Annotated in this window: 19 protein-coding genes; 5 read left to right on the top strand and 14 right to left on the bottom strand. The window is 50.9% G+C overall.

Going from position 1 to position 24,228, the window contains the following annotated elements; genetic code table 11:
• Positions 1-860: 860 nt before the first annotated feature.
• Positions 861-5,000: a tetratricopeptide repeat protein gene (locus QVC96_RS04560; RefSeq protein ID WP_287690027.1), complete on the top strand. Its 4,140-nt coding sequence runs from the start codon at positions 861-863 to the stop codon at positions 4,998-5,000.
• A gap of 990 nt (positions 5,001-5,990) precedes the next feature.
• Here the strand turns inward: QVC96_RS04560 and QVC96_RS04555 are convergent.
• Together QVC96_RS04555 and QVC96_RS04550 are read right to left on the bottom strand one after the other, a co-directional pair.
• The gene (locus QVC96_RS04555) at positions 5,991-7,811 is read right to left on the bottom strand and encodes a S53 family peptidase (protein ID WP_287690026.1); all 1,821 of its coding nucleotides are present in this window, start codon (positions 7,809-7,811) and stop codon (positions 5,991-5,993) included.
• 44 nt (positions 7,812-7,855) lie between these two features.
• Positions 7,856-9,280 (bottom strand): MFS transporter, encoded by a 1,425-nt coding sequence (locus QVC96_RS04550; RefSeq protein WP_287690417.1) that lies wholly within the window; start codon positions 9,278-9,280, stop codon positions 7,856-7,858.
• A 694-nt stretch (positions 9,281-9,974) separates the two neighbouring features.
• On the opposite strand from QVC96_RS04550, the gene QVC96_RS04545 reads away from it, so the two are divergent.
• Positions 9,975-10,133, top strand: a complete 159-nt coding sequence (locus QVC96_RS04545) for a hypothetical protein (protein ID WP_287690025.1) — start codon at positions 9,975-9,977, stop codon at positions 10,131-10,133.
• Positions 10,134-10,380: 247 nt separating this feature from the next.
• Positions 10,381-10,536 (top strand): hypothetical protein, encoded by a 156-nt coding sequence (locus QVC96_RS04540; RefSeq protein WP_287690024.1) that lies wholly within the window; start codon positions 10,381-10,383, stop codon positions 10,534-10,536.
• Positions 10,537-10,605: 69 nt separating this feature from the next.
• Here the strand turns inward: QVC96_RS04540 and QVC96_RS04535 are convergent, their stop codons facing one another.
• The 8 genes from QVC96_RS04535 to QVC96_RS04500 all read right to left on the bottom strand — a co-directional run bounded on the left by QVC96_RS04535 (position 10,606) and on the right by QVC96_RS04500 (position 19,138).
• On the bottom strand, positions 10,606-13,191 hold the full coding sequence (locus QVC96_RS04535; RefSeq protein WP_287690023.1) for a tetratricopeptide repeat protein: 2,586 nt from the start codon (positions 13,189-13,191) through the stop codon (positions 10,606-10,608).
• A 440-nt stretch (positions 13,192-13,631) separates the two neighbouring features.
• The gene (locus QVC96_RS04530; protein ID WP_287690022.1) at positions 13,632-13,889 is read right to left on the bottom strand and encodes a hypothetical protein; all 258 of its coding nucleotides are present in this window, start codon (positions 13,887-13,889) and stop codon (positions 13,632-13,634) included.
• Positions 13,886-14,980: an MFS transporter gene (locus QVC96_RS04525; protein ID WP_287690021.1), complete on the bottom strand. Its 1,095-nt coding sequence runs from the start codon at positions 14,978-14,980 to the stop codon at positions 13,886-13,888. Before QVC96_RS04525 ends, QVC96_RS04530 begins: the two co-directional genes overlap by 4 nt.
• A gap of 31 nt (positions 14,981-15,011) precedes the next feature.
• Positions 15,012-15,899 carry a pyruvate synthase subunit PorB gene (porB, locus tag QVC96_RS04520; protein ID WP_238026152.1) on the bottom strand — a complete coding sequence of 296 codons (888 nt, stop codon included), beginning with the start codon at positions 15,897-15,899 and terminating at the stop codon, positions 15,012-15,014.
• On the bottom strand, positions 15,868-17,061 hold the full coding sequence (locus QVC96_RS04515) for a pyruvate ferredoxin oxidoreductase (protein WP_238026151.1): 1,194 nt from the start codon (positions 17,059-17,061) through the stop codon (positions 15,868-15,870). Before QVC96_RS04515 ends, porB begins: the two co-directional genes overlap by 32 nt.
• A complete protein-coding gene (locus tag QVC96_RS04510; protein ID WP_238026150.1) occupies positions 17,061-17,318 on the bottom strand; it encodes a 4Fe-4S dicluster-binding protein in 258 nt (85 codons plus the stop codon). Before QVC96_RS04510 ends, QVC96_RS04515 begins: the two co-directional genes overlap by 1 nt.
• Positions 17,308-17,871, bottom strand: coding sequence for a 2-oxoacid:acceptor oxidoreductase family protein (locus tag QVC96_RS04505; protein ID WP_238026149.1), 564 nt, complete (start codon positions 17,869-17,871; stop codon positions 17,308-17,310). The genes QVC96_RS04510 and QVC96_RS04505 overlap by 11 nt, the downstream gene beginning before the upstream one ends.
• Before the next feature lie 49 nt (positions 17,872-17,920).
• Positions 17,921-19,138, bottom strand: a complete 1,218-nt coding sequence (locus QVC96_RS04500; protein WP_287690020.1) for a 4Fe-4S dicluster domain-containing protein — start codon at positions 19,136-19,138, stop codon at positions 17,921-17,923.
• 59 nt (positions 19,139-19,197) lie between these two features.
• Here QVC96_RS04500 and QVC96_RS04495 point away from each other — a divergent pair, with 59 nt between their 5' ends.
• Positions 19,198-19,455, top strand: coding sequence for a hypothetical protein (locus QVC96_RS04495; protein ID WP_287690019.1), 258 nt, complete (start codon positions 19,198-19,200; stop codon positions 19,453-19,455).
• 9 nt (positions 19,456-19,464) lie between these two features.
• On the opposite strand, the gene QVC96_RS04490 is transcribed toward QVC96_RS04495, so the two are convergent.
• From QVC96_RS04490 to QVC96_RS04480, 3 genes are all read right to left on the bottom strand, one after another.
• Positions 19,465-20,322, bottom strand: coding sequence for a sodium:calcium antiporter (locus tag QVC96_RS04490; protein ID WP_287690018.1), 858 nt, complete (start codon positions 20,320-20,322; stop codon positions 19,465-19,467).
• Positions 20,323-20,490: 168 nt separating this feature from the next.
• Positions 20,491-20,871 (bottom strand): type II toxin-antitoxin system VapC family toxin, encoded by a 381-nt coding sequence (locus QVC96_RS04485; RefSeq protein ID WP_287690017.1) that lies wholly within the window; start codon positions 20,869-20,871, stop codon positions 20,491-20,493.
• Positions 20,861-21,127, bottom strand: coding sequence for a hypothetical protein (locus QVC96_RS04480; protein WP_287690016.1), 267 nt, complete (start codon positions 21,125-21,127; stop codon positions 20,861-20,863). The genes QVC96_RS04485 and QVC96_RS04480 overlap by 11 nt, the downstream gene beginning before the upstream one ends.
• A gap of 184 nt (positions 21,128-21,311) precedes the next feature.
• Between QVC96_RS04480 and QVC96_RS04475 the strand changes: the two genes are divergently transcribed.
• Positions 21,312-21,872 carry a winged helix-turn-helix domain-containing protein gene (locus tag QVC96_RS04475; protein WP_287690015.1) on the top strand — a complete coding sequence of 187 codons (561 nt, stop codon included), beginning with the start codon at positions 21,312-21,314 and terminating at the stop codon, positions 21,870-21,872.
• Positions 21,873-21,920: 48 nt separating this feature from the next.
• Here QVC96_RS04475 and QVC96_RS04470 read toward each other — a convergent pair whose 3' ends face one another.
• On the bottom strand, positions 21,921-24,224 hold the full coding sequence (locus tag QVC96_RS04470; RefSeq protein WP_287690014.1) for a M1 family aminopeptidase: 2,304 nt from the start codon (positions 24,222-24,224) through the stop codon (positions 21,921-21,923).
• Positions 24,225-24,228 lie beyond the last annotated feature (4 nt).

Raw genomic sequence — 24,228 nt, 5'->3', positions numbered from 1 at the left:
GTTTTTGGCATGATGATTTAGTGTGTGAAGTATAGGTTAAGCAACGTCTTTGGTCCTCTTTCAATTTAACATCTCGCAGAAACCTAGAGGTCTTTGATTGTAGTAACTCCATACACTAGTAGTGCTTAACGGATTTTAACGTAGTGAGATATTCTTCAAGAAAATCCATACCAAAACGAAAATCGTTCATAGATGAGCGATGTCATTGATCTTAAAGATAAAATTTAACTGGAAGATCCTTGGACAGATCTGAAAAACTTTTAGGTAAAATGGACTTGAAGGGATTTTCAGGAAAGTACTACACTAGTTAAAGTGTATCCTTAAATACACTACAATATGGGATAGCCTCTATTTATCTTAAATTGAAAAGTTGTCGCTATGTAAGATACCACTGTCATGTTAGAAATAGACAGAAGTTAAAACTAAGTTCGTTATATTGCAAGACTCTTAGGGGTAAGGGAAGCGACGTCAATTTTACGTATAACCTAATATAAATTGAAACTGGTGTCATTGAAGTCTAGAGTGAAAAAGGAACCTTTTCATACTGTGCTCTGGGAAGTAAAATGCACAGCCCAATCCTGTCCAGATTTTCCGGATCTGGACGTCCCATCAGACAAGTCCTTGCCTAAAGAGGGGAAACCATCTCCTCAAGGAACCCTTAGGGCTGGAACTAGGTGGAACGCAACTAATCCTGGAGCCCTTCACGAAATGCGCAACGGACTAGAGCGGGTCCTGCGCCGGTAACCAACTCCAAACCAGTGCCTCCCCATCAAGACTGGGTGACTAAACTGAGCCATGGAAGCGCGATCCACCTGACCGAGGAAAACTAAAATATTTTGCAATGTTATAGGGAGTATAAGGTGTTAATTAGGTTGTGGGGAGACGCTAAGTCACATTTCAAGAAGGCGGAGAAGCTCTACGAAGAGGGAAGGTACGAGGAGGCCCTCAAGGAGTACGACCAGGCCATATCGCTGAACCCAAAGCACCCCGTTTATCATAACAACAAGGGAAATGCGTTATATAACCTAGGAAGGTACGAGGAGGCCCTCAAGGAGTACGAGCAGGCCATATCGCTTAACCCAAAGATTCCCGTTTATCATAACAACAAGGGAGATGCGTTAAGAAAACTGGGAAGGTACGAGGAGGCCCTCAAGGAGTACGAAGAGGCCCTCAAGGAGTACGACCAGGCCATATCGCTGAACCCAAAGGATCCCTATTATCACTATAACAAGGGAAATGCGTTATATGGCCTGGGAAGGTACGAGGAGGCCCTCAAGGAGTACGAGCAGGCCATATCGCTTAACCCAAAGGATCCCGATTATCATAACGATAAGGGAAATGCGTTATATGACCTGGGAAGGTACGAAGAGGCCCTCAAGGAGTACGACCAGGCCATATCGCTGAACCCAAAGAATCCCGTTTATCATAACAACAAGGGAAATGCGTTATATAACCTAGGAAGGTACGAGGAGGCCATCAAGGAGTACGACCAGGCCATATCGCTGAACCCAAAGAATCCCGTTTATCATAACAACAAGGGAAATGCGTTAAGAAAACTGGGAAGGTACGAGGAGGCCCTCAAGGAGTACGAAGAGGCCCTCAAGGAGTACGACCAGGCCATATCGCTGAACCCAAAGAATCCCTATTATCACTATAACAAGGGAAATGCGTTATATGGCCTGGGAAGGTACGAGGAGGCCCTCAAGGAGTACGAGCAGGCCATATCGCTTAACCCAAAGGATCCCGATTATCATAACGATAAGGGAAATGCGTTATATGACCTGGGAAGGTACGAGGAGGCCCTCAAGGAGTACGAAGAGGCCCTCAAGGAGTACGACCAGGCCATATCGCTTAACCCAAAGAATCCTTTTTATCATAACGGTAAGGGAAATGCGTTAGCTGGCCTGGGAAGGTACGAGGAGGCCCTCAAGGAGTACGACCAGGCCATATCGCTTAACCCAAAGAATCCCGTTTATCATAACAACAAGGGAGATGCGTTATATAACCTAGGAAGGTACGAGGAGGCCCTCAAGGAGTACGACCAGGCCATATCGCTTAACCCAAAGAATCCCGTTTATCATAACAACAAGGGAGATGCGTTAAGAAAACTGGGAAGGTACGAGGAGGCCCTCAAGGAGTACGAAGAGGCCCTCAAGGAGTTCGACCAGGCCATATCGCTGAACCCAAAGGATCCCTATTATCACTATAACAAGGGAAATGCGTTAGCTGGCCTGGGAAGGTACGAGGAGGCCCTCAAGGAGTACGACCAGGCCATATCGCTTAACCCAAAGATTCCCGTTTATCATAACAACAAGGGAGATGCGTTAAGAAAACTGGGAAGGTACGAGGAGGCCCTCAAGGAGTACGAAGAGGCCCTCAAGGAGTTCGACCAGGCCATATCGCTGAACCCAAAGGATCCCTATTATCACTATAACAAGGGAAATGCGTTAGCTGGCCTGGGAAGGTACGAAGAGGCCCTCAAGGAGTACGACCAGGCCATATCGCTTAACCCAAAGAATCCCGATTATCACTATAACAAGGGAAATGCGTTAAGAAAACTGGGAAGGCACGAAGAGGCCCTCAAGGAGTACGACCAGGCCATATCGCTTAACCCAAAGAATCCCGATTATCATAACGGTAAAGGACTTGCGTTAGCTGGCCTGGGAAGGTACGAGGAGGCCCTCAAGGAGTACGATAAGGCCATATCGCTGAACCCAAAGGATCCCGATTATCATAACGGTAAAGGACTTGCGTTAGCTGGCCTGGGAAGGTACGAGGAGGCCCTCAAGGAGTACGATAAGGCCATATCGCTGAACCCAAAGGATCCCGTTTATCATAACAACAAGGGAAATGCGTTATATGACCTGGGAAGGTACGAAGAGGCCCTCAAGGAGTACGAAGAGGCCCTCAAGGAGGTCGACCAGGCCATATCGCTTAACCCAAAGAATCCCGATTATCACTATAACAAGGGAAATGCGTTAGCTGGCCTGGGAAGGTACGAGGAGGCCCTCAAGGAGTACGACCAGGCCATATCGCTTAACCCAAATAATCCCGATTACCACTATAACAAGGGAAATGCGTTATATAACCTGGGAAGGCACGAGGAGGCCCTCAGGGAGTACGAGCAGGCCATCTCCCTGGGTTTCGACAGGGGTAGGATTGTTAAACAGCTGGGGGAGATGGTGGGGAAGAGGGATGGGATGGGGAACACCGTGCTTCACCTTGCCGTGAGGAACGGCATGGAGGAGATGGTGAGGCTCCTCCTGGACGCGGGGGCTGACGTTAACGCGGTGAACAATGAGGGGCATACCCCGCTGTATTACGCCCTCCTGTCCTGTAACCAGGGGATAGGGAAGCTCCTCCTGGACAGGGGAGCTGACCCCGGGCTGGCTGGCGCGGGGCCAGAGTTGAAGGGCGATTGCGACTGGGCCCGCCAGTTGATCAAGGACCTGATACCCTTCAAGGTCATTCTGGACGATTCGGCCGACGGGATCAAGACGTGCAGGGTGCCCAGGAGTCTGGGGATGGAGGGGGTGGCGGAGCTGGTCGGGGAGAGGAGAACCGTGGTCGCGGTGAGGCCGGACAACGTGGAGGACGAGATCCTGGTGGACAGGTCCACCTACCTTTCCCTCAACTCCAGGAGGGCGAGGGTGAGACCTGCGAGGTTGGAGGATGGGGTGAAGGTGAAGTTCTCCCCTCCCCTTTCGCTCCCTCCCCAGGCAATCAAGGCCTTGCGCCAGGAGCTTCGCAACCTGAGGGACAGGTTACCCCTGGCCAGGGGAGACGTGATCGTGATACCCGTGAGGCTGGAGGGGACTCCCCTCGACCTGCCCCTCCGCGTGGAGGAGGCCGAGCCAGAGCTCCTCCTCTACAGGAGGGGCTACACCGAGGTGGAGGTTGCGGAGAAGCCCTACGATCCCTCAGTTTTGCCCCCTGAGGAGAGGGACCGCGTGGAGGAGGTGAGGGAGAGGATGGGAGGTAATCCAACCCTACCCCAAGCCAACCCCCCAGGCTCGGACCTCTCAAACTACACGATCCTCGAGAAGCTTGGGGAGGGAGGTTTCGCCACCGTGTACAGGGCTAGGGACAGGGAAGGGAATGAAGTTGCCGTGAAGGTGCATAGGGACCCGTCAAGGGAGGCGGTCAAGGAGATTGCGGTCTGGTTAAACCTGGACCATCCCAACATAGTGAAGCTCATCGACTACGGTCTGACCCCCTATCCCCACGTGGTCATGGAGCTCATGAACGGAACCCTTGAGGGGAAGAGGTTTGACAGGGTTACGGCCACTAGGATAATCCTGGACGTCCTCCAGGGGCTGAGGTACGCCCACTCTAAGGGAATAGTTCACAGGGACATCAAGCCCTCCAACATACTCCTGGACGGGAACGGGAGGGCTAAGGTGAGCGATTGGGGGACGGCGAAAATAGGCAACAGATCCACGGTGAGGGACGCCTTCATGACCGTGCAGTACGCCTCGCCCGAGCAGCTGGGGAACAGGCCCACGGACGAGAGGAGCGACGTCTACCAGGTCTGCGAGGTTTACTACGAGATGCTCACCGGTGTCCCCGCCTTTAAGGGAGAACTGCCCGAGATCATTGCCAGGAAGACCACGGGGGACTTCCCACCTCCCTCCTCCCTCGACCCGTCCCTGGCCGATTTGGACCCTCTATTCAGGAGGTGCCTCAGTCCCAGGAAGGAGGAGAGGCCCTCCGATGAGGAGCTGATCGCGGCCCTGTCGCAGAGCCATACCGCCTTCCTGCGCAACTCCATCAAGGTCAAGAACGTCCCATCTCTCGTGGTGGAACTGGCATACGCCTACGTCAGGCTGAACGACCCCGGGACGTCCATACTCTACCTGAAGGAGGTGGGGGACCTGGAGGAGTGCGGACATGCCGTGAAAGTTCTGGACGAGAGGATGAAGATGAACCTTCACACGGAGGACGAGATCCTGAGGTCTGTGGAGCTCTGCCGGAGGTCGGTCCAGCTACGCAAGGGGTGAGCCATCAATGAGGACTTTGGGACCAAATGAAATCTTGTCCTCCTTAACTCACGGTTAAGGGAACATGAAAAACTCACACAAGGTGCCAAGTCTTCATGTCTAAAATGATATTAACTGGGCAAAGAAGGGGCTACCTCATATTGTTGTGTATTTAAGAAGCCTTTAACGTGAAATACACAACAAACCAGACTAGGCCCGGCAAAGAATACATCTAAGACGAGTACCGTCATAGTATCATCATATTGGCATATTCAAGTTTCAAGAAATTCAATGCAAAGTCACGAAGCCATAAAACTAGTTTATGCCTTGATGACGACATTATGAGTATCGTTGATAATATTAATCAAGTGAATATATGATTTCTATGACATCTTTTAGTGTGAAGTATCCGTTGAGCGACTTCTTCGGTCCTCTTTCAATTTAACGTCTCGCAGAAACCTGGAGGCCCTTGATTGTAGTAACTCCACAAACTGAATGCCTTTTAGAGTTATATGTAAAGTTTCCGTGATAGGGGTTCCTTGACCACCACTGCACATTAAATTGAATAAAGATTTAACACGTTATAGCGTTTCAAGATTTTAACGTGGTGAAATATTCTTCAAGGAAGTTCGTGTTGAAATGAAAATCGTTCATAGATGAGTAATGCCATAGACCTTAAAGGAAAATATAATTGTGAGACTATTGAAAAGAACTGAAAGAGTTTTAGATAAAATGAGCTTGAAGGGATTTTCAGGAAAGTTTAACGTTACCCTAAAGTTATATCTCATACTAAGCTTCTTGACATGAATAAAACCTTGCTATTCCCTGTTAGAGGATGTTTAAGGTGGAATCATGGGGGCTGCCTCATATTGTTGTGTATTTAAGGAACCTTTAACGTGAAATACACAACAAACCAGACTAGGCTCGAATCATGCGAATTTTACGAGATTGTGGGACAAGCCTAGGGTTTTAAGAAAATTATGGACAAATATACTAAAAAAGAAGTTTAATTTAACCGGATAAGTACAGCCCTAGATCCACAACCATGCTATACGCGTTATACGTTCCCGGTCCGGTGACGTAATTCCATCCGTAGTGGGCTGGGAACGGATTGTTCCCGGAGGTTACTGGTATCCACGCAGGTAATCCCTTCACCAAGCCCTGTGGCGTGTATATCTCGCCGGAGTATGAGATGTGGTAGAGAGCGTAATTTAGAGGACCCAGTCTCTGACCCACGAGCGAGACCATTGCTGCAGTCATGGGCGCTGCCCCACTTGTCCCGTACCACAGGAATAGTTGACCGTCGAAGATCAAGGGTAGACCGAAGCCGAACTCCGGTATGTTGTAACCCCCTGCAGAAACGAAGGCTATGTCAGGGTATGTTCTTACCGTGTCTGGAGTGAACGGAATCAATGACGTTAACTCGTAGCTCTGAACCGGGAAGACCACGCTGTTACCTCCTGTACTGTAATCCCATCCCGAGAAGGAGTAGATCTGTCCCGCTGAGGTAGCGTTGAGGAATATCCCACCCACGGAGGTAACCAGGGGATCGCTCTCTGGATACCATATTGTATTGTAAACACCTATGTGGAAATTGGGTGGAGGATGGTCAGATTCAAACCCCCAGTCTCCCGACGCTGCCAGCACTGAAGTCCCCTGAACCGATAGCTGTACCATGATGTTGTGAATCATGTAGAGCATTGCCGGATAATACGCCGCCAGGTAACTCTCGGGTAGGGTCACGGAGATGGACACCACGCTTGGGTTGAGGTAATTCGCCATGTAATAGTATTCGTAATAGTAGTTCAATGAGTTACCCACAAGCGCCTTTCCGCCCACATATCCGTCGCTAAAGACTATCACGATGTTCGCGCCCGGCGCGAACGCCCCGGAATACTCCGCATCAAGCTCGTTCTCACCGGACTGACCTCCGGAGGTATCATTTCCAAGGGTTATTACGTTAAATGAACCGGTTCTGGGTATGCCGAAAAGCTTCCAGAACGTATATATGTCCGTGGTATTCACGTAACATTCTGGCACTCCCTCTATGGCAATTGTAGAGCCTGACCCTGTCTTCCCCTGCGCGTATAGGGAAGTGAAATTGAAGTATTGTTGTATGGTGTTGGGAGTGATTATTGCGCTCGAGATTAGCCCTCTACCGCCGGGTCCCTTGCCCTCCATCATGGGAATATTCCATGCCTGCCTCAAGGCCAGATAAACGTGTGGATCCACGCTGTCTATGCCCACAATCCCCAACACGTACTTGCCCACGCTGTACGGAAGGGAAGGTGTAACGTTGTTGGAAAAGTAGTAGAAGGGTCCCACGTTCTCAATTCCCACCTTACCGAACCAGTATATGTCCTTGAAGGGGTAGTAATACACGTTTATGTAGGTGTGGAATGCCTGTTCCACTTCTCCCACCGTGGCGTTAAAGGTGAGTATGAGCCCGTAATTCCCTGTGGGGACGAACCCATACCCCTCTAGATAGTTCTCCAGGGAAGAGATGTAGGACTGGTCTGGGTAGAAATATTGTCTGAACTGAGAGGGCGTCAGGTACTCTCCGGGACTTGAGATCACGTGCTGAAGTTCGTCGTCAAGAGATGAGTAATGGGTGAAGTTGAGAAGTATCGCTACCGGGATTACTGTGCTGGGATTGAGGGGTTCCACAAACTGCGATCCAGGTAGAATGGAGTACTGTGGGGAGGAGGTCTGTACGTAATACGTCGAGCTCTGGGCCTGCAATACTGTACCTGCACTCAGGAGGAAAATACTAGCAGAACTAATACTATAAGAATTGAACTTATGTTTTTCATTATTCTTTAAAAGAGTCATACTCCTTTAAAAACGATTGAATATAAGTTTCGAGATATGATTGTTCACAAAATGATATTTCTACCTTTATCTTTCAATTTATAGTTTTGAGTGAGGAGGGATATCCCCAGGTTCACCAAGATTACTAGAACTGCCACCTCAAACATGACGTTGAAGGCTTCCCTCCCTGGAAAGAACGAGATGTCCAGTATCTGGTTACCCAGCATCAGGACGTAGGGGTCCTTATAGGACGACATAATGGATGTGGCCAGGACGGGACCAATGGACGCCCCCAGGTTCCGGAGAAGGGTGTTAACCCCAAGGCCAATCCCCCTGGCCGTCTCTGGAAGGGATACGGCAATCATGTTTATGAGCGGGATGATGATGGATATCATTCCCGTCCCGGCCACGATCACGTCCTCAACCAGCGCCTGTGACGTTCCCCTGTTCAGGATTAGGAGAATGAAGCCAAGAATGGACGTCACGGATCCGAATATGAGGAGGGGTTTGGGCCCAGCTTCCCCCGTGAGCTTACCCACCACTGGGCCCACCACGAACATCACCACGGTTGCCGGGGCCAGGGTTAAACCCGCTGAGAATATGTCCAGTCCCAGCCCGAAGGGAGGGGGTAACTGTGCGTAGTAAATTATACCAAAATACATGATCATGAGGGCTACACTGCTCACAACTCCAACGAGATTGGCCACCATGACGTTCCTTATTCTCATGAGTTTCATGTCCACCAGGGGTTCTCTGACCCTCAGCTCCGCTGGAATGAACACCAGGATCAGGACCATTCCCGTCACAAGAAAGGAGACATTCTCGGGACTGAGCCAGCCCAGCGTGGGACCCTCGGTTATGTACACTAGGATCAGGACCATCCCCGTGGTCAGGAGAGTTGTCCCAACGTAGTCTATGCTCTCCTTCACCCTGACCCCGGTATCCTTGAGCTTGAAAAGGATAAGAAGGAAGAAAAGAAGGGAGAGAACGAATGCGGTATGGAAGGCGTACTGCCACCCGAGGCTCTGATCTATGTAGGACCCAACGATTAGCCCCAGCACCGTCCCAATGCCCACCGAACCTGAGAGGAGACCCTGTGCTGTTGCCACGTCCCGTGGTGGGAGCACGTCCGTGATTATGGCTAACCCCACGGGAAAGATGCCATACCCAACCCCTTGAATTGCCCTAGCCGTGATCAGGGCGTAGATGGAGGGTGAGAAGCCTGCAAGCGCAACTGCGATTAGGTAACCACCCAGAGATATGAGATACATCCTTTTCCTCCCGTACATATCAGCGAGTTTACCGAAGATTGGTGACACCACTGCCCCCACGATGATGAAGGCTGAGGTAATCCAGGAGGCAAGGGTGGAGCTGACAGAGAAGTCGTTCTGAATGGTGGGGATCGCAGGGACAACCATGGTCTCCACGTAGTTTATGAGCAGGTCACCCCATACCAGGAGGAGTAGGACCTCCCTGCCCTTCCTGTCCATCATGATGTAGTGGAGTGGTAGGAAGTGAACTGCCCCACTCTTACGTATGGGGCTTCTTGGTTCATTGACCATGCTCGATCCCCTCCATCCACAGCGGAGGTTCCGTCGAATGGAACCCATCCTTGACGCCCCGTGTGGCAGGAGGGTTACGGAGGCATCGGTCTCCGCAAGCTTAACTTCGGGCTGTTCCATCCCTAGGTGGCCATCCCACGGCTATTACCGCACGATGGGGTTTGGCAGGCCACAATGGATTAATATTTTTATTTAATTTAAAAAACTTTCTATAAGGGGGCTATCCATCTCCAACCTTACGGATGGGGTCTTCCGCCCCCTTAACCCCAAAAGAGATAAAGGTTGATTAACAGCGGGAGGACCGAGAGAACGTCCTGTGGCCTTTTACGGACTTTTAGTGCAGGAGATCCTTCAAGGCTATTCGTATCAAGATGAAAATTATTCATTAACAAACGAGCCCACTCTCAAAAGAAATACAGGTTTGAGATGTAGGGATAGAATTGACGTGTAAAATAGTTGAAGGAATTTTCAGGAGGTCCTGCTCCCTTGGTAGTTTTCAGGAACCACTTTGACGCTTCAATCCCACCTCCCGGATCCCTTTGGTGGGATCTGGGATAGCATTTCCCTGAACTTTACGTCAGTTCCTTCAACCTTGAAAGTTTTTACCTGGGTAATACGCGTTTTGAATAACGAGAAGGGGAAAGTGGCTGAGGAAAAGGAGGCATTAAGGTGGAGGAGGGACTTCCCTAACGCCATGGTGGATGCGCTCAGGAAGTTAGGTGACGTTGTGAGGAAGTTGCCTCTAGTAATTTCGGAGAGGAGAAGCCTAGAGAATGGCTGAGGCCCTGGACTTCGACTTCGAGAATGTGCTGGGCAAGCTTGACAAGCTGGCTGAGGTTGACCTGCTCCCAATTGTGAAGCTCCTGGTTGGTTACCCCGTGTAGGTAGCGGTGGACGATACCTTCGACGAGAAGCCCTCGCCAGGGCCATACTCTAGTACTTTGTGTAAGTCTTTAACCAGTGCTCTCTGAACAGTGTGCCCATAACAGAGGATAAAAATCAATCAAAACTACTAGTGGAGGAGGAACATGGGTTACGTCAAGCTCATCTCGATCACGTTGAACTTCCTCCTGTCCTTGAGGTATGTCCTTGGGGAGAAGCTGGGAGTCGTGAGGCTCTCCCGCCTGCTTAAAACTCTTTACCTCGAGGTGGGTGATACCAAGAAACTGTTCAGTCTTAGGTAAGTTCCAAAAAGTGCCGCGTGAGTTAAGGAGGACAAGATTTCATTTGGTCCCAAAGTCCTCATTGATGGCTCACCCCTTGCGTAGCTGGACCGACCTCCGGCAGAGCTCCACAGACCTCAGGATCTCGTCCTCCGTGTGAAGGTTCATCTTCATCCTCTCGTCCAGAACTTTCACGGCATGTCCGCACTCCTCCAGGTCCCCCACCTCCTTCAGGTAGAGTATGGACGTCCCGGGGTCGTTCAGCCTGACGTAGGCGTAGGCCAGTTCCACCACGAGAGATGGGACGTTCTTGACCTTGATGGAGTTGCGCAGGAAGGCGGTATGGCTCTGCGACAGGGCCGCGATCAGCTCCTCATCGGAGGGCCTCTCCTCCTTCCTGGGACTGAGGCACCTCCTGAATAGAGGGTCCAAATCGGCCAGGGACGGGTCGAGGGAGGAGGGAGGTGGGAAGTCCCCCGTGGTCTTCCTGGCAATGATCTCGGGCAGTTCTCCCTTAAAGGCGGGGACACCGGTGAGCATCTCGTAGTAAACCTCGCAGACCTGGTAGACGTCGCTCCTCTCGTCCGTGGGCCTGTTCCCCAGCTGCTCGGGCGAGGCGTACTGCACGGTCATGAAGGCGTCCCTCACCGTGGATCTGTTGCCTATTTTCGCCGTCCCCCAATCGCTCACCTTAGCCCTCCCGTTCCCGTCCAGGAGTATGTTGGAGGGCTTGATGTCCCTGTGAACTATTCCCTTAGAGTGGGCGTACCTCAGCCCCTGGAGGACGTCCAGGATTATCCTAGTGGCCGTAACCCTGTCAAACCTCTTCCCCTCAAGGGTTCCGTTCATGAGCTCCATGACCACGTGGGGATAGGGGGTCAGACCGTAGTCGATGAGCTTCACTATGTTGGGATGGTCCAGGTTTAACCAGACCGCAATCTCCTTGACCGCCTCCCTTGACGGGTCCCTATGCACCTTCACGGCAACCTCATTCCCTTCCCTGTCCCTTGCCCTGTACACGGTGGCGAAACCGCCCTCCCCAAGCTTCTCGAGGATAGTGTAATTTGAGAGGTCCGAGCCTGGGGGGTTGGCTTGGGGTAGGGCCGGACCACCTACCATCCTCTCCCTCACCTCCTCCACGCGGTCCCTCTCCTCAGGGGGCAAAACTGAGGGATCGTAGGGCTTCTCCGCAACCTCCACCTCGGTGTAGCCCCTCCTGTAGAGGAGGAGCTCTGGCTCGGCCTCCTCCACGCGGAGGGGCAGGTCGAGGGGAGTCCCCTCCAGCCTCACGGGTATCACGATCACGTCTCCCCTGGCCAGGGGTAACCTGTCCCTCAGGTTGCGAAGCTCCTGGCGCAAGGCCTTGATTGCCTGGGGAGGGAGCGAAAGGGGAGGGGAGAACTTCACCTTAACCCCATCCTCCAACCTCGCAGGTCTCACCCTCGCCCTCCTGGAGTTGAGGGAAAGGTAGGTGGACCTGTCCACCAGGATCTCGTCCTCCACGTTGTCCGGCCTCACCGCGACCACGGTTCTCCTCTCCCCGACCAGCTCCGCCACCCCCTCCATCCCCAGACTCCTGGGCACCCTGCACGTCTTGATCCCGTCGGCCGAATCGTCCAGAATGACCTTGAAGGGTATCAGGTCCTTGATTAGCTGGCGGGCCCAGTCGCAATCGCCCTTCAACTCTGGCCCCGCGCCAGCCAGCCCGGGGTCAGCTCCCCTGTCCAGGAGGAGCTTCCCTATCCCCTGGTTACAGGACAGGATGGCGTAATACAGCGGGGTATGCCCCTCATTGTTCACCGCGTTAACGTCAGCCCCCGCGTCCAGGAGGAGCCTCACCATCTCCTCCATGCCGTTCCTCACGGCAAGGTGAAGCACGGTGTTTCCCATCCCATCCCTCTTCCCCACCATCTCCCCCAGCTGTTTAACAATTCTACCCCTGTCGAAACCCAGGGAGATTGCTTCCTCAAACTCCCTGAGGGCCTCATCGTACCTTCCCAGTCCAGCTAACGCAGCTCCCTTACCGTAGTGGTAATCGGGATTATTTGGGTTCAGCGATATGGCCTGGTCGTACTCCTTGATGGCCTCCTCGTGCCTTCCCAGGTTTCTTAACGCATTTCCCTTGTTGTTATGATAAAAAGGATTATTTGGGTTCAGCGATATGGCCTGGTCGTACTCCTTGATGGCCTCCTCGTGCCTTCCTAGTTCAGCTAACGCAGCTCCCTTACCGTAGTGGTAATCGGGATTATTTGGGTTCAGCGATATGGCCTGGTCGTACTCCTTGATGGCCTCCTCGTACCTTCCCAGGTTTCTTAACGCATTTCCCTTGTTGTTATGATAAAAAGGATTATTTGGGTCCAAGGAGATGGCTTGGTCGTACTCCTTGATGGCCTCCTCGTACCTTCCTAGTTCAGCTAACGCAAGTCCCTTGTTGTAATGATAAAAAGGATCCTTTGGGTCTAGCGATATGGCCTGCTCAAACTCCCTGAGGGCCTCCTCGTACCTTCCCAGGATTCTTAACGCAATTCCCTTGTTGTAATGGTAATCGGGATTCCTTGGGTCCAGCGATATGGCCTGGTCGTACTCCTTGATGGCCTCCTCGTACCTTCCCTCTTCGTAGAGCTTCTCCGCCTTCTTGAAATGGGACCTGGCGTGTCCCCACAACCTAATTAACACCTTATACTCTCTATAACATTGCAAAATATTTTAGTTTTCCTCGGTCAGGTGGATCGCCCTTCCACGGCTCAGTTTAGTCAGCTCGTCGAGATGGGGAGGCACTTTGGAGTTGGTTAACGGCGCAGGACCCGCTCTAGTCCGTTGCGCATTTCGTGAAGGGCTCCAGGATTAGTTGCGTTCCACCTAGTTCCAGCCCTAAGGGTTCCTTGAGGAGATGGTTTCTCCTCTCTGGGTAGCCCAAACCTAGGGTCCTCGCTCTTGAAAAGTTTTTACCTGGGTAATACGCTAGTAGTTTTGATTTTTTATCCTCTGGCGTGGGCATCATTCAGAGAGAACTGGGTAAAAACTCGCACAGGATACTCAGAAACCACTTTGGCGCTTCAATTCTACCTCTGGATCCCTCTAGCGGAGTCTGGGGCATTCTCACCCTTCACCAGCATTCACTCTCCATAGAGCCTCACGCAGTCCTGTACCCTGAGAGCGAGGGCCTCTATCTCCTCCTCCGGCAGGGACGGAGCGAAGTACCTCCACGACTCGTCATTCATCCAGGGCATAACCTTCACCGCCCTGAAGATCTCCTCGCATTCCCTAGAGGGGTTCTCCAGCCGATGATCCTCCACAAACTGTTTAATCAACATCATGGCAAATAGTGGCTTGTTCTCCTTGACCAACCCCGTCACTTCCTGAAGGAGGGTCATTTTCTCACCACTAGGATGATCGCCATGGAACCGAGGGCCACCAGGGATGCAAAGGCGTAAGCGTAGACGTAACTCAGGGAATAGAGCAGGCCCATCAGGGAGTTACCCACAAAGTAACCTAGCCCCCTGGATAGGGAGAGTATACCCATCCCAGTTCCCACGTTCTGTCCTGCCACCTTGGAGACCAGACTGGGCTCAAAGGTCTCAGCTAAGGCGCTCCCCACACCCAGGAGGATGGCCATGGGATAAAGCCCAATTTCGCGGAAAGGGAAAAGGAAGATGAACCCTGCACTTGCTGTAGCTGTCACCAGGTAACCTAGGGTCAAGCCCAGATAATCCCTCATCCTCACCCTGGAGAGTACCATCGCGAAACCCGAGGACGAGCCGAGAAAGAACCCGTAGGTTAAGGTGCCAAGGTAAACCTGAGAGGTTGACTGGGTCACGGTGATTATGGGGAACCCCGGACTATAGGTGCTGATCCCGAAGAGGAGGGAGGCCAGCGCAACTGCGCCCAGCACTTTCCCGCTCCTTCTCCCGCCTCCACCTTCCCTGGGCCTCGTCAAGAAGAGGAAGACGGAACTCAACAGGATTGGGATGGCAGTGAATGGAAGAATCTCAGCGAACGAGAGCCTCAGATAAAGACCGAGGGATAGATACACCACCGCTATTAACCCTCCGAGAAAGTCCAGAGAGTGGAGAATTGCGAACGCCCTGGATCTCTCATCCTCGGTCGTAACCTGAACCAGCATGGTCCTCCTGGCAGGACTCCTGAAGTTCCTCATGAACCAGCCAGAGAGGAAGAGCCCTATGGCCTCTAGACTGTTCTGCGCCAGACCAGTGAAGGAGAGGAGGGTTATCAGCAGGTTACCAAAGATGGCCACTCTCCTGCTCCCATACCTGTCCGCCAAAGCTCCGCCCAGGAACGAGAATATTAACCCAACGCCGTAAGACACGCTCTCCACGATCCCGTAAATGTAGACGGGAAGGTGAAACTGAAAGACGAGGATAATGGGAAAGGAGGCAACGACTGCCTGATAACCCAGATCTGCGAAGAATGCCGAGAAGGATATCTTGTAGACGTCTGCGTTCATGAGAAGAACATGTAGCTCATCCAAAAAATCTTTAGCTGATCATGGAGAGTATCCTCTCCCACAGATCGTCCACGAACTTCTCCAGTTCCTCGTAATCCTTCTCCGAGAGTTTCTTATACCTGCCCTGCACGGAGAGGAAATCCTTCAATGGTCTTCTGGTCTCCTTCTTGAGGCAGTGAAGCGATTCGTTGCTTATCCTGACCTTTCCGTTCACAACCTCAATTAAGGGCCAGTAACACGTCTGCACCGCAAGTTTTCCCACCTCGGCTGTCTTTGAGGGATCGAAGAGCCAGCCGTAGGGATCAGGGGTAAGGATCTGAATGTATCTGAATCCCTTCACCTCCTTGGCCCTTCTCAACTTATCCATGAGGTCGTGGGGATAACCCACGGACGCCGTGGCAGCGTAGGGGATATTGTGGTCCAGCATAATGAAAAGCAATTCCTTCTTGTTCTCCTTCTTCCCCTCAGGGGTAGTGGTGGTCACGGCTCCGTGGGGGGTGGAACCACTCCTTTGACCTCCGGAGTTCATGTAAGCTTCGTTGTCCACACATAGGTAGATGAAGTCCTCATTTCTCTCAGCCGCTCCGCTAAGGGACGCGAAGCCTATATCCGCTGTACCCCCATCTCCAGCCCAGACCACTACAGTTACATCCTTGTTCCTCTGCTTGAAGGCCCTCCACATCCCAGAGGCTGCAGCGGGACCGGCTGCGAAGGCAATGTTAAGGACCGGATAGCCGTAGGCGTTCTTGGGTCCTATTCCCTGAATTACGGAGGAACAACCTGCCACCACCACCATTGCCACGTTCTTACCTAGGGCCATTCCCACCATTCTCATGGCCATGTTCTCTGGACATCCAGGACACGCTGAGGTACCCGGGAGCAGTGACTCAGATCGCAGATCTCGGAGTCCCAAGCTCAACCTCCTTCACCTCTCCTGGATAGTACCAGGTCACATCCTTGATATCACCGCGTCTGATCTCCTCCAGGGATCTGGAAATTGCATCCATGAAATCCTTCTTGTTCATGGACACGCCTCCCAATCCTGCTATTACTCCCTTCACGGGATTGTTAAGAGAGGCCCTCATCTCCAGGTATAGGGGTCCTCCTCTGCCAAGGGATGTGGCCCTATCAAACACGATCACTCCCTTCTTATCTCCAAGCGCTCTCTCTATCTCTTCCTCGGCCCAGGGCCTGATATATCTCACCCTGTATAGCCCTACGGGAACTCCTCTCTCCCTTAACCTGTCCACAGCCTCCATTGCGTCCAGCGACCAGGCTCCCATTGTAACCACCGCATACTCAGCGTCATCCAGCTTATACTCCACGTTAAGCGTCTTGTAATCTGCCAGCGGGTTCACCTTCTCATACTCCCTTCCCACCTCACTGATCACGTCTTTTGCACCAACTATTGCCTCGTTTATGGACTGCCTGAGCTTCATGTAGTGAACTGGCTGGAAAATGTTACCCATGCTCTCTTGCGTCTCCGGATCTATTACGTAGGGTTGCCTTCTGGGCGGAAGGAACGTATCCACGTCCTCCTGGGACGGGATATACACGTTAGTTTTCGTGTGAGAGAGAATGAATCCGTCCATCCCCACCATCATGGGGACGAAAACCCTGGGATCCTCTGAGATCCTGAAGGCCTGCAGGGTCAGGTCTAGCGCCTCCTGGGGACTTGAAGCGAAGGCCATTATCCAGCCGCTGTCCCTCTCGCTCATGAAATCCGTGTTCTCGTTCCAGATATTCCAGGGAGCGCCCACTGCCCTGGTTGCCACAACCATGACAATGGGTGCCCTGCTACCTGCAGCCCACCATACCATCTCATGCATGTACAGAAGTCCCTGGGAGGAGGTTGCGGTGAAGGCTCTAACCCCTGACACCGCCGCGCCCAGGGTCACCCCCATGGCTGAGTGTTCGCTCTCCACCCTGACCACATCTGTGCTGATCTCCCCCTTGGCCTTCATTTCAGCCAGTTCTTCAATTATGGTGGTCTGGGGAGTTATGGGGTAAATCCCCACAACGCCAACCCTCGCCAGCTTGACTGCGAGGGCAACTGCCTCATTTCCTGAGATGATCTTCATCACGACTCGCTCACCATGGAAATGGCCTTGACGGGACACACATTGGCGCACACCCCACAACCCTTACAGTACTCGTAATTGACCTCAGCTCTTCTCCCCTTAACCCCAATGGTGCCCTCCGGGCACCACAGGTAACACGCGTTACAGCCAATACACCTGTCGCCAACAACTGGTCTCACCACTCTCCAGTTACCGGTCTTACCCCCGGCTCCCTCACTGGGATGAGAGACTGGGAAGAACTGGTATTCAAGCGACAATCTCCTTCACCTCCCTAGTATTCTCAAAGGCTACCTCCACTGCCCTCTTATTGAGCTCTGCCACGTTCCCGCTGAACTCCAGGTCTATGGCCTTTTTCACGGACTCCAGGGAGGGCATACCCACGGCCTTAACCAGTGCACCCAGCATCAATATGTTAACCAGTGGCCAGCCGGACTTAACCAGCTTCAACTCCATTGCTATCCCCGTTGCGTCAACCAGAAAGAGCTTACCTGATACTGGGGGGTTCCCCTTCCAGTTAAGAACAATTTTCCCATCCCTCTTCAACCCCCTCACTGGATTGGATATCTTTAGAAGAGTGGGATCCAGGATAACCACCACGTCTGGCTCCTCAATGGGTGAGGTTTCCCTGATCTGCGAATCTGAAATCCTGCAGTAAGACTCTATTTCTGCCCCCCTTCTCTCCGCACCATATATGGGGAAGGCTGAGGAGAAAAGTCCATCTAGTCCAGCAGCCTCAGCAAGTAAGTTGGCTGCTGTAACAACTCCTTGTCCGCCCCTTCCATGAAACCGTATCTCAAGCGATGATTCCACCCAACTTACTATTAACTTGTTAGTCTAATAAAGATTGTTACTGAAAAATTTAAACTGATGGAACGCCATAATATACTACCTTTTGAAAGAATTCCCGTCTATGCAATATCTCTGATAACATGGCAATAACCATGGCCACCAGGCCAAAAGGAGGGAAGAAGAACGTGGCAAAGTCAAGCACAAGGTAGGGCATGTTCAGTATCCTGTTATCCCTGAATCCCATCTTGGCCTTGGACCTGGCAGTTATAATCTCTCCCAGGGAAAATACAGCTCCCAATACGAGTAACAGGGGATCGTGATTGAAGACGTATGCAAGTGGAGACACCACCGTGAACCCTGTCCCCAGGAAGGACATGGGGGTGTCGGGGTGATACCAGGAGGGTCTTGACTTAAGCATGTAAATCATGATCGAGGAGATAACGCTGAGAACCAGTAGAGGGAGAGCCACGTAATATGCGTCCTGGAGAAACATGGATATGAGAAAGGCTATAGCGGAGAGTCCACCAAACAGGACCTCCCTGCTTAACCAGGAGGTGGAGAGATTAAGGATCACCCTCATGGACTTGGCAGTGACCTTGGCGTGTCCCACGGATAGGAGGAGCGTCCCCGCCAAAAGGATGAAGGCAATTAACTGAAAATAGGGCAACTTCAGCAGGGAGTACACCAGAGCTAACTCGCTTCCAAGGGTGAAGGCGATGAGGCCCGCAGAGTTATCTTCCCTCTTCTCCTTTAGAGGGGAGACGTTTATCTCAGTCTTGAGAGGGATGATCTTGATCCTGGGCCTAGTTATTGAGGCAGGGGCCAGATACTTAACCTCTCCATCTGGCCTGTCAAGCCAACCAAAGGTTAGTGCACCCGTGGGGCAACTTTCCACGCAGTAGGGCATTCCCTTTCCGAGCCTGTCCACGCAGAGATGGCACTTGCTCATGGTTCCGTCCTTTGAGAAGTGTAACGCCTCATAGGGACAGGCCCACTGGCAGTAACCGCAACCAATGCACTTGCTGGAGTCAATGGTTACAACCCCCATCTCGTTCTTGGAGATGGCGAGGGCAGGACAGGATTTCATGCAGACCGGGTTATCGCAGTGGTTACATGAGATGGAGAGGGCCGTCTTTCCACCTTCCAGTTCAAATACCGGAAGTACCCTCCAATTCCCACCGTAGGCCTTGTTACACGCTTCAACGCACGCACCACAGACTATGCACTTGTTATGATCAAAGGTGAAACCAAGCTTGAGCTCCTCATCACTCAGCTTAAGGGCTTCCATGATTGAAAGTCGTGCCTAATAATATTAAGGTTTATTACCTATATGTTTAAACATTTTTTATGGAAAGTGAGTTCTACCGAACAGCACTAATAAGGAATTTCCTTGCAAAGTTGATAGCTGACGAAAGGGGAACCCTGGAACAAGCCTCGTATATGGATAAAACCAGGCTATGTTCCACGTCCGATGATGAGATCAGAGGTTTAATAGAAAGCACCGCGGAATTCATCCTGGGCCAGAGCCTGGAAAAGGAAAGAGTTGAGACGCTGACCAGGGACCTGAGAAACTGGTGCTATGACGTGGAGACTTCCCACAGTTGAGTTCGCTACTCACAGCCTGAACATACCAATAAATATCATTACACCGAGCATCATTAGTATGGAATCGTAAAGCTTAATCTGTCCGTTCTTTATCAGAAAATACGCTAGGATTCCCGCAAAGAACGAAACCTCAACCAGGGGAGTTAAGGAGTTCAACGCTATTCCCTCCGTGCCGGAGGCGAAACCTATTATGGCCAGAAGTAGGCTTGAGGCCATAAGATTCTCGTTTATTACGCCCAGAAGCAGGTCCTTCATTACGTTTTCCTTTCTCGATCTAAGTGCAGTGGAGATCTCCTGCAGGTTGGACATCACGGGCACAATGAGAATGGCAACGTAGTAAGGTGGAACGTGGAACGTTGAGGATAGCGAGAATATATCCTGAAGTAGCCAGGATGATGATATCCAGACTATGACGCTACCTGCCACAAGTGCCGGGATTGCCTTTGAGTCCCTGACAACTCTCCTGTTCACCTTTATTACACTGTAGGCCAGAAATAGACCAAATAGGACAACGCCCCACCATACGTTAATCCTTCCAGTGAATCCCATGAGGCCAATGAACATGGAAGCGACCACTATGAACAGATATTCCCTCTGAATTCCCACATTGAAATCGCTCTTCCACTTGATGAAATGAACCACACCGAAAAACGTGACCCCAATCACGTAAAGGGAGATCACACTTCCCAGTACAGTTGACAGTGCCACGTAGTAGTTTGACCTGAATGAGGCTTCAAGAGTTATTATTAATTCTGGTAAAATTGAAATAAGCGCTATCACATAAGGACTACTGAATTTGGCTCCTCTGTAGATAAGCTCCACACCTAGCAGGAAAAGAGGTATGGAAGCTATCTCGGTGAGTAACACATTCAATATTACGACTTTATTCCCTATAAGCTTTTGAGTATTGAGAGATGAACAATTGATTAATTTTCCCTTGATAGTCTACTTACAAACTGAAAAAGGTTCAGTCCCGGGAGAGCTGGGGATAACCTAGTTTGTGATTAAAATCCAAGTCGGGTTCTCCACACTCTTCTAGTCGACGAATTCCACGAACTGGTCCTTAATTCCCTCAAGCTCCTTTTCCCTTCTGAACAGGGCCTTCGTGTTGTGAACCTTTGCGGTGGCGATGGAAAAGCAGTCGGGTAAGGATATGGGGTATCTACATTTGCAGAGCGAAGCCTCCTTGGAGACTTCCCTGGAAACACCCACGACTTTAAAGTAACCAGACCTAAGTATGTCGTCCATAATTCTCCCTGCACTTTCAGCGCCTACCTTCCTGCAGAGGACGTAGTAAACTTCCGTGAGATTGACCACATTAATCAAGGGATCGATAGTTTCATCCCTCACCCTACGATAGAGCCACTCCATCTCTCCCTGTAACAGGGAAATCAGGATCCCGGAATCAAAGACCAAATTTCCTTTCAATTCTTTCTTTATCAGCTTTTCTCTCCCCTTGCAGTTCTCTGTATAGGTCTTCGCCCTTCAGCACACCAAATATCCTTTCCAGCAATACGGGGTCCCTGTGTTCCCTGCCTCTACTCGCTATCAGATAATTTATGGTATCGTCCAGGGAAAATTTCCTGCCGTATCTGCTCTCAAGCTCTCCCCTAATCCTTATGAGTTCCTGCTTGGTGGTCTCTTTAACCTTTATGGATTCTACTTTTTCCACAATTACCACTTTCTCCACACGGGTATAAAAGTTCTAGCTAGGGATTTGGGATGACGGAATTGAGTTCTCCGCATGAATTCGGCTTTCAAATAATTACGTGAACGTACTCATAAACCCATGAAAAACGCTTATATGGGAAATACTTTTAACTTAGTATTACGTATTATAGTATTAGTGGATCCATTTGGCTAAAAAACGAACTTCCAATGATATTATAAGAGATATGCTTCAGCTGGCACAGAATGGAATAAGAAAAACCAGCCTTATGGCTGGAGCAAATGTCAGCTTTGATCTGCTGAAAAAATATCTCTCACTTCTGGAGTCTCTGGAACTCATAAGAGAAGAGAACAGGATACTGTATCTAACTCCCAAGGGAGTGATGGCCCTGAACTTACTGAATAGACTTGCTTCAATTAAAGAAGAAGAGGCCATGTTGGAGAGACAGATAGAAGAGTTAATTCCACTAGGTGAAGTGGTCACTAAGCTGTCGTCTCTAGATAATATAAAGGAAATTCTGAAGAGAAACGGTATACCATATAAGGCAATCAGTAATTCCGTGTTCGTTGGCAATATGGAGATATGTGACGAGAGTAACTGCCGTAAAGGGACCATATTTCTCTCCAGGCCCAGGGTAATAGTAGGTAAGAAGTTCCTTGTTTATTCTGACGGGAAAAATGTGAAGATATTGAAAAACGACGAAAGCTCTATCAAGAAAGTACTTGGAATCGGACTCAGGCAAGGATAAGGACTAGATAGTTTAAGGATGATTATAGTGAATGGCTCTAGGAAAAAATTATCTGGATTGGGTCTTTCCTAGAGAGTAGGTTTTCCTTAGAGCTAGGGCCCTTATTCGTCCATCCTCATCCTCATTCTTCACCACGGATTGAAGTACGGGTATTGCCTTCAGGCTGGAGGTGTCAGCGAGAGCCTCGACCGCAGACGACCTAACTCTCGGTAGCCTGTCTCTGACAAGGGCTGACAGAGGATCCACCGCTCTTTCCCCGAACTTCCCCAACCACCTTGTGGCACTCTCCCTAACAGGGAAGCTCTCCCCCTTGAAGGCCTTCTCCAAAATGAAATTGTAGTTCTCCTGGGACCCAAAGTAGGCTAACGCCTCAAGCACCGCTGATCTTATCACGTCGAGATGGCTCTCCTCCGCATAATATTTTTTCACCTCCTCCTGATACTTCTGAAGGCCTATCTTTCCTAGACTTCTCACCAACTCAGCCTTAACGTAATAGTTCTCCTCTGCCCTTAGCATGGAGACGGCAAGATCTGAGGCCCTTTCCTCATACTTGAATTCGGCCAGCGCCTTCGCTACCCCTCTCCTGGCCTTGGGATTTGAGATCTTATGGGAGGATAACTCGCTTAACGCCTCCTGAGTCTTCATTTTCCCGAGACTTAGGGCCGCCTCATACGCGACCCCCCAGAAGGTATCATACAGGAGCTTTCCCAAGGCCCTAACAGCCCTTTCGTCCGTGTACTTGGAGAGTCCCCTGGCCGAACGGATCCTGCACATAATACTGGGGTCCCCAGTCTCGGAGATAAGCATCTCCTCGGGCTGGTTATCGTTCACCACAACGAACGCCTTAAACTCAGGATCGACGCAGGCATACTTCAGACCGGGTACTGGTATCTCTGACCTGGAGTTTAGCTTTATCTTTCTGATCTCCGATCCTGAGTTGCTTACTATCTTTACCTCGATCTCTAGAGGATAGCCTGGTTCGGCCTGCTCCAGCACTATTACCGGGGTGTTGGAGTATTGAATGGATACTGTGATCTCAGGGTGGCCTGCTGAGTATACGTAGAGATCAAAGAACTGCGATAGGTCCTGTCCCGACACTTTCTCCATGGCTTTTCTGAAGTCCTCGGTGTCCACGGCCTTGCCCGCATGTTGCTCCAGGTAGGTCCTGATTCCCTCCCTGAAAATCTCGTCCCCCAACATGTTCCTGAGCGCGTGAAGAACCAAAGCTCCCTTCTGATATGTATGTCTGTCAAAGAGTTCGTCCGGCCATCTGTAGTACCTGCTCACAATCGGCCTAGTATATTCCTCCGTCTCCTCAAGGTAAGTTTTCATCTTTGTGTACATGTCGTAGAGGAATTCTTCCTTCCCCTTGTCGTATTCGGTAAAGAGTGCCTGAAAATACGTGGCGAAACCCTCGTTCAACCAAATGTTTGGCCAATCCTTCGTGGTAACAAGGTCGCCGAACCACTGGTGGGCCAGTTCGTGAGCTATCAATGAGTCGGCGCTATATTCCTCGTCAGCCTTTCTGTCGTGAAGTATCCTCCACGTCAGATGGGTACTGGATATGTACTCCATTCCACCATTCATTCCAAAGAGGATCACCTGAGCGTATCTCCTGTATGGATATGGAATTCCAGTGTAACTGGAGAAGAATTTCATGGCCCTTTTGGTGCTCTCCAGGTTCCAGAGATAATCCTCGAAACCCTTGGGCAGATAATACTCTAAAGTCACACCGTCAACCTGTTCCCTAAACGTGGAGAACTGGCCCACGGCGAGGCTTGTGAGATAGAAGGAGTGCGGAAAATCCATCACCCAGTGATACTCAACCATATCTCCTAAGTCCTTGACCTCCTTCAGTTCTCCATTGGAGATGGCCATAAGGGGTTTTCTCACCTGGACATAGAGCTCCATCTTGGTCTTGATCCCTGGTTCCGGGAGAGAAGGTATCCAGTACACGGGATTCTCGGTCTCTCCGGTGGTGGAGATCTCGTTCATCTCCTCTAATTTTTGAACAGAACCCATCAGCGAGACAACGTAAGATATTGTCACGTTATTGGGACCTGAGTCCACATCAAATCTAAACAGGTTTCCGTCGTAATGATATTCCCCCCTCCCATTCACCGAGAACTCCCTTACAGTGAAATGCCTTCCGCTCAGGGTCATCTGTCCCTTCCTGCACTCCATGGAAAGAGACGCCTTACCCTCCAGCCTATCATGGTCCACCTTGAGAAAATAGGTAGCTGAGTTAATGGTGCAGGGATAGTTTTCGGGATAATGCTTTTCATGTTCCTTTAGAATGTATCCCTTACCCAACCTCACCTGCTCGGTCTCCCTTGTGGGAACATAGCTCATGAAA

This window comes from Metallosphaera javensis (ex Sakai et al. 2022) (genome assembly GCA_021654415.1).
Taxonomy (GTDB): domain Archaea; phylum Thermoproteota; class Thermoprotei_A; order Sulfolobales; family Sulfolobaceae; genus Metallosphaera; species Metallosphaera javensis.
Note: the sequence above shows the minus strand (reverse complement) of the source record. Positions and strands in the feature narration are given on the sequence as shown.